Here is a 13,937-nt window from a genome sequence, read left to right as displayed (position 1 = left end):
TGGTCTCGAGCACCCCGGGAATCTTCTGGAAATAGTACTCTACTCCCCAGAAACAGCCGGCGGCAAACACCGCCCGCTGTACCCGTTTTGCCGGAACGAAATCCATGGAGGTGGAATTGACACCATGCCGGATATGACAATTGGCCGCCCCAGAAACGCAGATATATGTTTCAATTGGCACATCCTGATCTCCTTTGGGGATCCGTCCATATTATATGATCATTTTGGTTATATTTCAAGTGGGGCGCTTTTCGGGAACTTTGGACTCGCCGCCAACGTATTGATTTCAGAGAGTGAGGTTGACATGAGAACGTTCCTGCTCTGGTTGTTGCTGTTGTTTCTGTGTTGGCCCATCGCCGTGCTGGGCCTTGTGCTATTTCCCCTGGTCTGGCTGTTGCTATTGCCCTTGCGCTTGCTGGGCATTGCGGTTGACGGGATTTTTCAATTGTTCCGGGCCGTCATCACCCTTCCCGCCCGCATCCTGGGGATGAGGTAGAATCAGAAGTTGAAGAGTTGGAAAGTTGAAAAGGGAAGAAGTAAAAACAAGGTGACAGGTAGCAGGAGACAGGAGACAATGCCGGGCCTCTCGCCCATTGCCAATCACCCCTGGCCATTTCCCACAGGCACCTATCATCACAGCGCTTATAAGCGCTTCATCACAGTTCGGTCAGGCCAGTCTGAACTGCCTGGCCGGTTTCTTTATCACTATGACTCCCTCGTGCTATCACCGGGCTTTGCCTTTTTACTCTTTATGCCCGAACGGGTATTCGACTTTCAACTTTCGACTCAGTTTTTCATGTTGCACTTTGCTATTATGACACCAATGTCGCGAACGCAGTGAGCCAATGACGACAAATGACAAGTGCTTCTGGCCCCTCAATGACACGGACGCATTTGTTTGGTTAATTTGATTTTGAATCATTGGGATTTGTTTGGGATTTAGAATTTTGGATTTAAAATCAGTTCACCTTGAAAAACCGTCCTCCTATGTATACCATTGGGTTGACACACCAAGGAGGCCCCATGAGACTGAACGCCCCACGCAAGGGATTGTGGATATTCTCAACCATCCTGGCCCTGGCCGCACTGATCTCTCATTTTATCGATCCAGCCGTTCTAGGCGTCAACACCGGCTTCTGGGTCATGGGCGGCGCATGGCTGCTCTTGTTGCTGGCCACCATGCTCAAGGGGTATTAACCCCGGGCCTCGATTGTTGAACATGACTGAAAAGAAAATGCAAACCATGCAGGAAATCAATTTACGAGTCGGGGAAGATGTGTTCCTGAAAAAAGGCATGATCACCCAGGTGCGCCTGGTTTACGCGGGCATGCCCGGACCAAACACCTTTTCCCTGGCACTGATCCAGACCCAGGGAAATAATTCTCAGGCTTTCAACCTTTACTGGCCCAGAGATGCGCGGCAGTTAACCATAAGGGAGCGTGAGATCTCGGTAGTGGATGTATCCGCCCAAGCCATTCGTTTCATGTTTGTTTAACCCCAAGCGTGGATCTGACAAGGCCCCGACGTCAGGCGCGTGGGATTAACGTTTTTTGCCGCACAGAGAGGGGTATTTCTCGTCTTTTTCTGAACCGCGGCGTTCCTAGCGGATGAAGCGTTCCACCAGAACCACTACCGCGGCCGGAACCGCCGCCAGAAGAATCCATTCCAGAATCGTCATGTCTCATGTATACTCTCTGAACACCAGGGAAGCAAGCGTTGCGCGCATTGACAAGGCATTGGAGGCAATGGTAGAGTAAACCCGTTTCGTTCAGGGAGCATTGATGGGTCAGAACAACATCCGGGGCATCCGCTTGGTGGTATTGGGCGCGGCCATTTTCTTTGTCCTCTACGCCTTTATCCGCATCTTCATGAACGAGACTGAGAACGTCTCACCCCTGTTCGTGAACAGTACCGCCCTGATCATCGCCCTTTGGACCATCATCATCCTGTTCAGCCTGACTTTTCTGTTCATGCTGATTCGCAACATCGTCAAAATGTACTTCGGCAAATCCCGGGAATACGCCGGCGGCCCCTTCAAGAAACGGCTGGTTTTCTTTTTCATCGCTTTCTCGATTGTTCCCACTCTTTTGCTGTTTTTCTTTGGCACCAACCTGCTCAACCGCGGCATCGAAAAATGGTTCAACACCGACATCAACGCCATCATGCAGCAGGTAACGGAGCTGGAGAAAAGTTACTACGAAAAAGCCAAGCAGGAACTCAAACATTTCTCTGATATCATTGCCACCGACGTGCGCAATTTCCGCATGTACACCTATGAAAACCGCATCTGGTTGCGCAACGAAATGCGAAAAAAGATGAAGGAGTACCGCGTAGACATCATCAACATCTACGACAACCACAACGAAACGTTCACCCTGCTCAACCCCATTATCAGCCTGCAGGAGTACAAGAACCTGCCCCTGGAGATGGTGTACCGGGGCCTGGGCAGCAGTGATTTTATTAAAGTGGATTCCATGAAGGGGGGAGAACTGATCCGCAGCGGCGTGTCATTCGACGTTTCCCCCAACCGGCGTATCCTCTTGATCACCGGCAAGTTCTACCCCGAAGACTACATCGACAACCTCAAGCGCCTCTCGGCCATGGTGAACCGCTACACGCAACTGAAATCGATCAAGGATCCGGTCAAGACCACCTACCTGCTGCTGTTTATCTTTATCACCATCCTGATCGTGTTCGCCGCTTCCTGGCTGGGCTTCTACCTGGCCAAGGGAATTTCCGTTCCCATTGAGAAACTGAGTGCCGCGGCGGCGGAAATCACGCGCGGCAACCTCGACGTCAAGATCGATTATGAATCCAATGATGAGTTCAACAGCCTGGTGATCGAGTTCAACCGCATGACCGCGGATTTGCGCGAACACCGCGAAAAGCTGAACCGGCGTACCATGGAGCTGCGCCAACGCCGCAGCTTGACGGAAACCATCCTCAAAAACATCACCTCCGGGGTGATCGCCATCAACCCCGAAGGAGAGATCGCCGACATCAATCCCGAAGCGCGGCGCATGCTGGCATTTCAGTCCCGCTTCGTGGAAAAAAAGCACTACTCCGACCTCTTTTCCGACGAACCTTATGAAGAGATCCGTTCATTTATCCAACGCGCGTTCACATCCAAGTTCAAGATCATGGAAAAAGAAGTCGACATCAAGATCCGCGGCCGCATCCTCAATCTGGCCATGAAGATCACGCAGATCCGCAACCCGGTCAATAAGAAGTTTGCCGGTATCCTGGTGGTACTCACCGACCTGTCGGAGTTGATTCGCGCCCAGCGCCTGCTGGTGTGGCGCGAAGTGGCCAAGCGCATCGCCCATGAAATCAAGAACCCCCTCACCCCCATCCAGATCTCTTCCCAACGCATCCTCAAATCCCTGGACCTGCCGGACGCCAAATTCCGCAAGGTCACGGAAGACAGCCTGCACATCATTCTGCAGGAACTGGATTCCATCTCCAAGCTGGCCGAAGAGTTTTCCAACTACGCGCGACTGCCCAAAATCCAGTTCACACGTGGTGATATCAACCTGATCCTCGAGAAGCTGGTCAACGTCTATTCCTCAATCTACGCCAACGTGGATTTCGACGTGAACCTGGATGTTGAGATGCCCATCATCATGAAGATCGACACCGAACAGATCAAGCGCATTTTTGTCAACATTATCGACAATGCCGTGGACGCCATGGACAAGAAAGGACGCATTGAGATCCTCACCCGTTACATTAAGGAGAGCCAGTTCGCGCGCATCGAGATCGCGGATGAAGGGCCGGGCATCAGCGACGAAGACAAATTAAAGCTTTTTACCCCCTATTTTTCCCAGAAAAGCACGGGCACGGGCCTGGGTCTGGCCATCGCCCACAACATTATCGAAGAACATAACGGCCAGATCAGCGTGGTGGACGATACTCCCCATGGCTCTCGCTTTATCATTGAAATCCCGGCGTAGTAGAGGCGAGTGGAGAGAACGGCCAGGGGACAATAAGTTGAAAGTCGAAAGCACCTGGCGATTGGCAATGGGCAAGAGGCCCGGCATTGTCTCCTGTCTCCTGCTACCTGTCACCTTGTTTTTACTTCTTCCCTTTTCAACTTTATTGAACCGTCTTCTCTTTGCGTTCCGCCAGTTTCTGCTCCAGGCCCGCGATAACGGTTACAACGCCGAGCTCAGGATCGTTAAGCAGGGCTTGTTTCAACTCCGAGAAGTAATCAACGATGTTTTGGCGCAAGACGGGTTGGGCCTGCTTTCTGGTATTGTAGTGATCCCAGACGTCCCAGATAATCACCCCCACGGCAATCAAGGCGCCGGCAAAGCGCCCGCCCACCCTGGCGGCCGCCTGGGCGCCCGTTTTTGAGGCCATTTTCGTGGCGGCGCGGCCCGCCATGCGCGCCGACAAGCGTGCGGTCAAGCGGGATATGGCCGGCCGCAAAAGGCGGTAGAGTACCACCGCGCCTCCGGCGGCAACCGCAGTCATGGCCTTTAAGGACAGGGAAACGCTTCGCCCCGTTTCGGCTTGGCGCACCATCACGGCCACATCAGCGATATAGCGATCCCATTCAGCGGGATGGATGTCATAGCGCCCGGCCACCACGTCCAGCCCGGAGCGAACCGACTCGGAGTAAAGCGCCACCGTATCCTTGACCAGCCGTTCCAACTCCATCTGCGCCACCTGGGGACGCAATACCCGGGCGGCGAACTCTTCCTGAACCCGCCGGGTGACCCGTTCCGCCGCCGAGGGTGTGCCGCTGTCCACCCAGTGAACCACCTGGTATAGAAGGCTCTTGAGGCCGAGTTCCTGCTGGGTCCAGTAGTTGAAGTACCATGGCAGAAAATCACTGTCCACCCGCTCCATGTTGGCGGCGATCCACTGATCCAAGCGTTGCCCGGCAAATTCCGCCGCTGCGGTGCGGCCGTTGCGCAGCACCCTGGCCACTTCAGCATCAACTTGAGTCCAATCCACCTTTTCCACCACCGGCTTGGTCTGGATCCGGGGACGCCCGTCTGCTGCATCACCACCGCTGAAGAAAAGCCGGCGTCCGACCAGGGCAAGCAGCACCACCACTACAATGATCCACAAAAAGCGTGTGACGGCACCGAGAAATCGGGTCCAACGCTCCACTCCCCGCAATGACGGGGAATCTTTTGCGTGTTTGCGGCTCATCCCTCACCCCTATGTGTAATTAATCAAAGTCCGAGTTCAGCGGCAATACCGGTCATGGCGTCCAGGCAGGTGTTGAGGAACTCATCCAGGTTCATATTCAGGCGCCGGCATTCCGCCATTTGTTCGCGGCCGGCTCCCCGGGCGAAAGCCTTGGCATTAAAACGTTTCTGCATGAAACGCAGGTCGATCGCGGCCAACTTGCGGTCCGGGTGCATAAGGGCACAGGCAATAATGAATCCGGTAGTGGGATCCGTGGTGTACAGGGCAATGTCCATCAAAGAATCCAGTCCGGCCTTGCCGTTGTGGGCCTTGATGGCGTGAAGGATGTCGGCGGAAAGGTCGTAATCCGCCAACATTTCAGTGGTCTGGATGCCATGACGGTCTGGATCGTCGGCCGTAAAGGCATAATCCAGGTCATGAAGCAGGCCGGCCAGTCCCCAGGTATGCGGATCACCGTCGAATCGCGTTGCCAGGGCACGCATGCAGGCCTCAACCGCCAGGCAGTGCTTCACCATATTGGGATTTTCCAGGTGCTGGTTGACCAGTTTCAGGGCTTCTGTTCTGTTCATGAATCGATCGCCTCCGGCACTATGGTAGCATCGCGGACGGTTGAAAGGCAAATCGGGCGCGGCGGAGGTTATGGCGGGATAAAAAGCCCGGGAGCGGCCGCGCCGCTCCCGGGCGGGAATACAGACTAATCTCTTAACTTGGTAACAGTCTTGAACAGGTCCTTCTGCTCCTCGATCTTTTTCTCGTTGCCCACTACGCACAGGTACTCCTGCTCCATGACCTTGTCGATCAGGTCGGCGTACCCACGAATCTGTTCCGCCGTGGCGGTCAGGATCTCGTCCCGCTCTTGCTGCAGCGTGGCATGGGGGATTTGTGTAATGTAGCGCTCGACTGCCACCCGGCCTTTCTGCTGGGGCGTCAGGGGGCGATCGCGGCCGGCGATGGTGCCGATAATCAGTCGGCGCAATTCCGGTTCAGTCGGCTCGAACTTGCGCAGAAACTCTCCGGCTTGCTTGTAGTTCTCAACAGTCTTGCGCAGGTTGGGATCCCGGTAAGAGAAAAACGCCAATGCGCCGGAAGGTTCGATGCGTGCGAAACCGCCGTAGGCGCCGCCGATCACACGAATACGGTTCTGCAGGTAGACCCGTGAGAGCACCTGCTGCAAAACCTCCATGGCTCCGCTGTACTCCGCTCCCAACTGCTTGTAATCATAGCCTTTGAGCACGTATTGGACCTTGGATGCGTCTTTGAAGCCTTCATTGAGTGCCTGCTTGGGGAATTCCAGGGCAACACTTTCCACATCCCGTTGCGAAAAGCCCTTGATGAATGGCGGCAGGGTTTTGCTTACTCCGGTCATGTCGTCTTCATGACAAACCACGGAAACAAACATGCCGTTGCGACGGACCACGTGATCATGGATCTCTTTGAGTCGGGTGACCAGCTCTTCGCTGCGAGCGTCGTAGTTTTTGGTCAGTTCGGCAAGGAAGCGGTAGTATTCCAATCCATTGGTTCGATCCTGCCAGGACCCGGAATTGGTGAAATAGGAAAACAGGCGGAAAGCGGCTGTCCCCATACCGTTCCGGGATAGCATCATCTCCGCCCGCGCTTTCATACGCCGTACCAGGCTTTCCAGCCGTTCGGGATCCGTTTCCCACAAAGTATGGTTCAACTGCTGATCGGCCAGATGCAACAACTTGTCCAGTTTGCCGGGCATTACCTTGCCGCTGAGCATGAAATACGGCTGCATGCGGTTGTCATCCCTTTCAACCAGGTAAGTTTGAACCCGGGTGTTGATGCCGCCGGTGTGGCGATTGATCTCGTTCTCCAGGTCCGAATACGCCAACTCTTTTGTATCCAGCATTCCCAGCAGTTCGTTGTAAAGTTGCAGATATGGGATGTGATCCACAGGTACCGCTGAGGCGTCAAAATAGAAGTCCAGGTAAACGATGCCTTTGGAAAATTCATTGTAGGCCAACAGGTCTACGCCTTCGACCTGTTGCTTTTTCAGGACGTATTCCTCTTCCTTTTTCTCTATATCTCCGATTTCCAACAAGGGAATGGTGGCCAGGGCCTCCGGTGAATCTTCACGCTGCTGGTAGGCCACCAGCTCTTTTGTTTCCTTCACCAGGTTGGCGATCTCTTCCTCAGACATCTTTGCTTTGCGTTCGGCCAGTTCGCGCTGAACGGCTTCGGCGCGTTTGCGTTCCAGGCCTGGTACGGGTTCCAGCACCACTGTTGCGGCGTGGGGATTGTCCAGCAGTGACTTTTTCGCCAGGTCTTCAAAGTAGTTATTTTCCACTTTGGCTTTTATCGATTCCAGCGGCTTTTCATATTCCAGGGAAATAAACGGATCATCAGCAAACATCCAGCCCGGCAGGCTGCCCATTGCCGCCATGATGCCCGTCCATGAGCCGCGTCCTTCCCGCAGCTGAAACTCCATGCGGTTGATCAAGCCCTCCAGCACATCGCGATCAAACCCGTCGGCGATCACTTTTTCCAGCGTGGCTTTCACTACCTGGTGGAACTTTTCCAAGTCTCCGACCTCGGCGTTCTGCACAGTGAGTTGGAACACGTTCTGCTGGATGTTGTCTACATAAGCGTTGACTTCCTTGCCGATACCCGCTTCACGCAAAGCCCGCCGCAAGGGCGCGGATTCATTGTTTACCAGTGCGTCGGAAAGGATATCCAGGGCAATAGTCGTCTCCTGGTCCGTATTGCGCCCATACATCGTGGCCCAGCCCAGATAGGTCTGCCCCTTGGTGCTTGTGCCCTCGGGAACCCCGTATTCTCCCCGCACCGTGCGCGGCGCCTTAAAGGTAGCCTGCACAGGGATATCGGAGTCCACTTCAATGGCATCAAACCCGGACAGGTAGTTGGCATCGATAAACTCCAATTCCTTTTCCATATCCGCGTCACCATACACCAAGATATAGCTGTTGGCGGGATGGTAGTACCGTTTGTGGAAATTCTTGAACTGTTCGTAGGTCAGTTCGGGGATAGCAGCGGGCCATCCACCGGAGGACTTGCCGTAGTTGTTGTCCGGAAACAATTGGCGATAGAGCAGGAAGCCCAGTTGACGGGTAGGCGAAGAAAAGGCGCCCTTCATCTCGTTGTAGACCACGCCCTTGTACACCAGGGGAGCGTCGGGGTTTTCCAGCTCGAAGTGCCAGCCCTCCTGTTTGAGAATCCGTTCATCCTTGTGCAGCAACGGTTTCAAGGTGGCGTCCAGGTAAACGTGCATGAGGTTGAAATAGTCCTTCATGTTGCGGCTGGACACAGGATAGACGGTGAAATCGCTGCTGGTCATGGCGTTAAGGAAAGTCTGCAGCGAGCCCTGCATCAGCACATCAAACGGACTCTTGACAGGGAAATTTTCCGAGCCGTTCAGGACCGAGTGTTCCATGATGTGGGGCAACCCCGTATCATCCGGCGGCGGTGTTTTGAACGCGATGCTGAATGTCTTGTTGTCGTCTTTCGCCGCCACTTTCAGCAGTTCCGCGCCGCTTTTTTCGTGCTGAAACAGGTAGCAGTCCGCGTCCAGTTCCTTGACAAATTGCTGTTTTACCAGTTTGAATCCGTGGATCATGTCTCCCACTTTCATGTCCTCCTGGCCGGAGCCGCATCCCCCAATCAGGATGGCCGTTGCCGCGACCAGTACCAAGATGGATTTTCGCATATTCCCTCCTTTTCCGCACCGGCACCTCACGTGGACCCGTCTAAAGCTGTGACACAATGGTGCCCCTTCAATCTGATCCAATAGAGGAATCCGGAAATGGTTGATACGAAACAACCCACACATATGTTTAATAAAGTTGGAGAGTTGGAAAGTTGGAGGAGAAAAACAGTTGAAGTGTTGGAGAGTTGAAGAGGAAAGAAGTTGAAAAAGTGGCGGGTAGTTACACATACACGCTGCACTTGGGGAAATTCAGATTGACAGGCTGAATCGTTCGGACTAAAATTCAGTATGAAACTCAGCCTGATCATGGTCGCGGCGGTTTTACTTGGCTTTGTACTCAACTTTTTGCTGGCCAAGATCCTGGCCTTTTCCAACCTGGTGCGCAAAACCTACCTCGCCTATTTCGCGCTGCTGGTCCTCTCTTTCCTGTTGGTCCTTTTGGATGCGGAAATCGCCGCCACTTTCCTTATGCAGGTCGAACGGATCCGCTACTACCTGATTCTATTTTTCCTGGTTACTTTGCTGCACCTGGTGGTGAAATCGATCGGATTGCTGTTTTTTGACTACTTTTTCGCCAAACGTCTCCTCTCCGTACCCCGGCTGTTGAAAGACGTGGTGATGTTCCTTCTTTACCTCACCGGCATCCTGCTGATTTTCAACTTCTACCTAGACATCAAAATTACCGTTTTCCTGGCATCTTCCGCCGTACTCACCATCGTTATCGGGCTTGCCCTGCAGGACATCCTGGGAAACATCTTTTCCGGCATTACCCTGAATTTTGAACGCATCCTGAAGCAGGGCGACTGGATTGAATACAATGAAAATCAGGGCCAGGTTGTGCAGTTCGGGTGGCGCTCCATCGTGATCCGTGACCTGGATAAAAACCAATTGATCATTCCCAACCAGAGCGCCTCCAAGGGTGATATCAAGCTTTTCGGCGATGGGCAGGGCCATTACTTTTTGCGCATGGAAATCGGCGTCAGTTATCGTCACGCTCCCGATTTCATAATCACGACGATATCTCAAGTCCTGGACGGCTGCGATGCGGTTCTGAAAAAACCCGCCTACAATATCTATGTGCTGGATTTCGACCAGAGCGCCATTGTTTACCAGATCCGGTACGCGATCCGTGATTATGCTGAACGCAACCACATTGCCGGCGAAATCAGACGCCAAGTCTGGTACGCCTTTAAACGCAACGGCATTGAGATCCCCTTCCCGATTCGCAACGTCTACATCAGGCAGGAAGCCGCCACTATGCTATCAAACAGCGAGAAAGCGGAGATCCTGGGTAAAATCCCGATCCTGCAGGTTTTAAACCCGAAAAAGTTTGCTGAAATCGCCGCAAAAACAGAAGAAGTTCTCTTCGGCAAAGGCGAGCTGATCATCCACGAAGGATCTCACAGCCATTACTTTTATCAGATCGTAAGCGGTACGGTCGAGGTGGTCAAAAACCGGTCAAGGGTGGCATTGTTAAAGAAAGGGGATTTTTTCGGCGAGATCTCTATCGTGACCGGGGAAATGGCCAATGCTTCGGTCTATGCATCTGAAGAAACCAAGTTGCTGGCGATTTCCGCTGAGTTGTTCCGCAGCGTGGTGGAGATGAACCACGAACTGGCCGAAAAATTCGCGGAAGTGATCGTACTTCGCCAACAGGAAACCAGCAAGCTCCGTAAAGAAAACGGTTCCGCCGTCATCACGAAATCGCAAACCGCCGCGAAAGGCAAGCTTCTGGAAAGGATTATCAAGTATTTCGGAATTCATTAGCCGGCTGATCAAGCAACGCTCTCATCCGCGCAGAGGAAAAGTCCAGATAGTACTTTTGCGGTATCAACCGCATCCATTTCAATTGTGGTAAACTAACAAAGGAACACAATTTTCGGAGGAGTTTCATGCGTCTTTTCAGATTCATTGCCGGCGTAATCACATTGGCCCTGGTGATTCCATTGATTGTGCACTCCGCTCCGCCCCGGATTGAAGCGGATGCGTTCAGTTTAAACCAGAAAACCGCGTCGCGTTTCGCCGACCTGGCCCTGGGATGCATCTCAAGGGAATTTCCCAACAAGCCGGGCCACGTGATGCGCAGCCGCGATGAGGTGCAACCCCCCAAACGCCTGCATCCCGCTTTTTTCGGCTGCTTTGATTGGCATTCCGCGGTTCACGGACACTGGATGCTGGTGCGCCTGTTGCGCCGGTTCCCCGAGTTGCCCGAAGCCGGAAGGATTCGTTCCGCCCTGGAAGGGAATCTTACCGAGCCGGCTTTGCGGGCCGAGGCCGCCTACTTCCGCGAAGAAGGGCGCAAATCCTTTGAGCGTTCCTACGGATGGGCCTGGTTGCTGCAAATGGCCGCCGAACTCCACACCTGGGACGACGCCGACGGCCGCCGCTGGCGTGAACGCATTCGCATCCTTGAAACCACGATTGTGGAACGGTACCTGGATTTCCTGCCCAAACAAACCTATCCCATTCGTACCGGCGTGCATCCCAACACCGCTTTCGGCATTGCGCTGGCGTTGGATTACGCCAGAACGGTCGAAAACACGGAATTGGAAACCCTGCTGGTGGAACGCGCCCGAACCTATTTTCTGGCGGACCGGAATTGTCCCGTTGCCTGGGAACCGGGGGGCGAAGATTTCTTTTCTCCCTGCCTGATGGAGGCGGACCTGATGCGCCGGGTTTTGTCGCGCGGCGAATTTTCGCTGTGGTTCAGCGCCTTCCTGCCCAACCTGGCCCAAAATGAACCCGCCGCCCTGCTCAATACGGCCACGGTCACCGATCGCAGTGACGGTAAGCTGGTTCACCTCGACGGACTCAACCTGAGCCGCGCCTGGTGCATGCGCGGCATTGCTGCGTCCCTGACATCGGAACACCCCTGCCGCCCAGTTCTGCTCGTAGCCGCGCGGCGCCACGCGGAAACCGCCCTGACCCATGTAACCAGTGGCGACTATGCCGGCGAACACTGGCTGGCTTCCTTCGCGGTCTTTCTCTTGACCGCTGAGTAACCCCGTCAACCGTGCGCGAAAATACACCAATTCGGAGACAAGTATGAAAAGATACCAGACCATCCTGGTGGAAAAAGAGGAATCGGTCGTCAAGGTGACCATCAACCGCCCCCGGGTCCTGAACGCCTTGAACAATGACGTCTTGGTTGAGCTGGAGTCTTTTTTCCAACATCAACAATCAAACCAATCGATCCGCTGCGTTCTGTTGACCGGTGCCGGAGAAAAAGCCTTTGTCGCCGGCGCGGACATCCGTGAGTTGGCCGCAATGAACCAGGCGGCCGGAAGCGCGCATGCGAAGAGGTCCCAACGCCTGATGCAGACAATCCAGGATTCGCCGTTCGCGGTAATCGCGGCCATCAACGGTTTTGCCCTTGGGGGCGGATGTGAACTGGCCATGGCCTGTGACATCCGCCTGGCCGCAACCTCGGCCAGACTGGGCCAGCCCGAGATCAACCTGGGGCTGATTCCCGGGTTCGGCGGAACCCAGCGCCTGGCCCGCCTGGTGGGCAGGGGCAAAGCCATGCGACTCATCCTCACCGGAGCCATGGTCTCTGCAACGGAAGCCCTGCGTATCGGCCTGGTTGATGAAATCCATCCCCCCGAAGAGTTGCTTCCGGCCGCCATGTCGCTGGCCAAAGAAATCGCGTCCAAGTCCCGGACGGCCGTAAGATTCGCCAAAACCGCGATTCACCGTGGTCTGGATGCTACCCTGGCAAATGGCTGCCGCATCGAAGCGGAGTGTTTCGGACTTGCCTGCGCCACAGCTGACAAGGCCGAGGGCATCGCCGCCTTTCTGGAAAAACGCCCGCCCCGCTTCCAATGACCTGGACCTGGGCCGATGCGTATAACCGCATAATCAGAGATTATCCGTTTCAACACGGCCACCACGACAATACTCTTTAACCGGCGTTTCTCACAAGGATTGTCACGAAATGGCGCAGATGGTTGTAGTGACAAGGCATGCAACAGGAATTCCTTAGAGGCATAGCAGCGCTATGGCTGAGAAGAATAACCGAGCATAACACTGTTAATGCGGCCATATCCGCCATTAGAGCAGATCGTTGTGAGAAATACAGGTTAAAGGGCTTGATTAGAGAATGAGCAGAAGTTGTTTATGTATTTTCCCGCGTCACCGGCCCAACCTTACAGCCCGATTATTATACCCGCGCGCAGGGTCCAGCCGCTCAGATCCATTTCCAGTTTTTTTGCTTGCAGGATGGTTGGATCATCCGGTTGTTCCGAAGCGACAACGACCTTTTTACCGACCCTGCCCCCCCTTTCAAAGGTAACAACCCAGAACTCCCCCTGGTTCCAATCATCCAATCCGGTTTTCAGGTCCTGGATAATGCCGCCGCCGTTCAAGGACGCAATCCGTACCGACTGCCCGACTGCTTCCACAAAGACACGCAAACGGCGCGTCAAGGGAAAGGCGGCCCCCACACCCGCGTGCAGCCCCACAGCGGTTCCCCTGCCCTGAGCGACAAAAAGCATCAGGCTTTCCTCAGTGATTGAGCGCACCTGGTCTTTCTGAATCAGGTTCAAACGTCCTGGATAAAGGCCCGCACCTGCCAAGGCATAGGCGCGAAATCCCCGCCGCCCCAAAAAGTAACGCGCGCTCAAACGGATGGGCACCACCGTGTGGCGCACTTCAGACGCATGCCTCGCCGCGGTATTTTCGCTACCCATCCACCCCACCTGCCCCATCTTCGTGTTGCCGTTCAAGGCGACTTCCAGTCCCAGCGCCCAGCGGGGAGAGAGAAAAACCAGAAGCTCCGCGCCGGCATCGTAGCAGGGACCCGGTTCCGGAATACCGCTGCCCGGAACCATGGTTCCGCCCGGCACGCGGGTAGCCGCGCTGGATTCGCCTTCACGAACCACCGCGGATATATCGTCCAGATTGAGGCGGCCGCCACCTAGACTCAGCTTGAGCATGAACCGGCCGGGGGTTGCGGCATCCACCTCTCCGCTTAAACTGCATAAAGGTATCGAGAGTATCAGGAAACAGGAAAGAACTGTGAGGCGAAGTGTTAAACGGCGCATGCAGAATCTTGGCCGATCCGGCCGCTTTTGTCAAGAGAGGAAAGGAG

General features: G+C 54.5%; 11 protein-coding genes. 6 read left to right on the top strand and 5 right to left on the bottom strand.

The window, feature by feature from the left end; genetic code table 11:
• Window positions 1-106, bottom strand: a 106-nt coding sequence (locus ENN40_05175; GenBank protein HDP94738.1) for a methionine sulfoxide reductase, incomplete at its 3' end; no start/stop codon positions are given.
• A 198-nt stretch (window positions 107-304) separates the two neighbouring features.
• On the opposite strand from ENN40_05175, the gene ENN40_05170 reads away from it, so the two are divergent.
• The 3 genes from ENN40_05170 to ENN40_05160 all read left to right on the top strand — a co-directional run bounded on the left by ENN40_05170 (window position 305) and on the right by ENN40_05160 (window position 3,953).
• Entirely contained in the window at window positions 305-496 is a 192-nt protein-coding gene (locus ENN40_05170) for a hypothetical protein (protein ID HDP94737.1), read from the top strand.
• A 723-nt stretch (window positions 497-1,219) separates the two neighbouring features.
• Window positions 1,220-1,495 carry a hypothetical protein gene (locus tag ENN40_05165; GenBank protein HDP94736.1) on the top strand — a complete coding sequence of 92 codons (276 nt, stop codon included), beginning with the start codon at window positions 1,220-1,222 and terminating at the stop codon, window positions 1,493-1,495.
• Window positions 1,496-1,781: 286 nt separating this feature from the next.
• Window positions 1,782-3,953, top strand: coding sequence for a HAMP domain-containing protein (locus ENN40_05160; GenBank protein HDP94735.1), 2,172 nt, complete (start codon window positions 1,782-1,784; stop codon window positions 3,951-3,953).
• 142 nt (window positions 3,954-4,095) lie between these two features.
• On the opposite strand, the gene ENN40_05155 is transcribed toward ENN40_05160, so the two are convergent.
• The 3 genes from ENN40_05155 to ENN40_05145 form a co-directional block, all read right to left on the bottom strand.
• Window positions 4,096-5,163, bottom strand: a complete 1,068-nt coding sequence (locus tag ENN40_05155) for a hypothetical protein (protein ID HDP94734.1) — start codon at window positions 5,161-5,163, stop codon at window positions 4,096-4,098.
• 23 nt (window positions 5,164-5,186) lie between these two features.
• The gene (locus tag ENN40_05150) at window positions 5,187-5,732 is read right to left on the bottom strand and encodes an HDIG domain-containing protein (protein ID HDP94733.1); all 546 of its coding nucleotides are present in this window, start codon (window positions 5,730-5,732) and stop codon (window positions 5,187-5,189) included.
• A 125-nt stretch (window positions 5,733-5,857) separates the two neighbouring features.
• On the bottom strand, window positions 5,858-9,076 hold the full coding sequence (locus ENN40_05145) for a peptidase (GenBank protein ID HDP94732.1): 3,219 nt from the start codon (window positions 9,074-9,076) through the stop codon (window positions 5,858-5,860).
• A 60-nt stretch (window positions 9,077-9,136) separates the two neighbouring features.
• Between ENN40_05145 and ENN40_05140 the strand changes: the two genes are divergently transcribed.
• The 3 genes from ENN40_05140 to ENN40_05130 all read left to right on the top strand — a co-directional run bounded on the left by ENN40_05140 (window position 9,137) and on the right by ENN40_05130 (window position 12,673).
• Window positions 9,137-10,615, top strand: a complete 1,479-nt coding sequence (locus tag ENN40_05140) for a mechanosensitive ion channel (GenBank protein ID HDP94731.1) — start codon at window positions 9,137-9,139, stop codon at window positions 10,613-10,615.
• A gap of 125 nt (window positions 10,616-10,740) precedes the next feature.
• Entirely contained in the window at window positions 10,741-11,850 is a 1,110-nt protein-coding gene (locus ENN40_05135; GenBank protein ID HDP94730.1) for a DUF2891 domain-containing protein, read from the top strand.
• A gap of 43 nt (window positions 11,851-11,893) precedes the next feature.
• Complete coding sequence (locus ENN40_05130; protein HDP94729.1) at window positions 11,894-12,673, top strand: enoyl-CoA hydratase; 780 nt, start codon at window positions 11,894-11,896, stop codon at window positions 12,671-12,673.
• Between the two features lie 320 nt (window positions 12,674-12,993).
• Here the strand turns inward: ENN40_05130 and ENN40_05125 are convergent, their stop codons facing one another.
• Window positions 12,994-13,809, bottom strand: coding sequence for a hypothetical protein (locus ENN40_05125; protein HDP94728.1), 816 nt, complete (start codon window positions 13,807-13,809; stop codon window positions 12,994-12,996).
• Between the last annotated feature and the right edge of the window lie 128 nt (window positions 13,810-13,937).

It is taken from the genome of Candidatus Aminicenantes bacterium (genome assembly GCA_011049425.1).
In the GTDB taxonomy this organism is placed as follows: domain Bacteria; phylum Acidobacteriota; class Aminicenantia; order UBA2199; family UBA2199; genus UBA876.
Note: the sequence above shows the minus strand (reverse complement) of the source record. Positions and strands in the feature narration are given on the sequence as shown.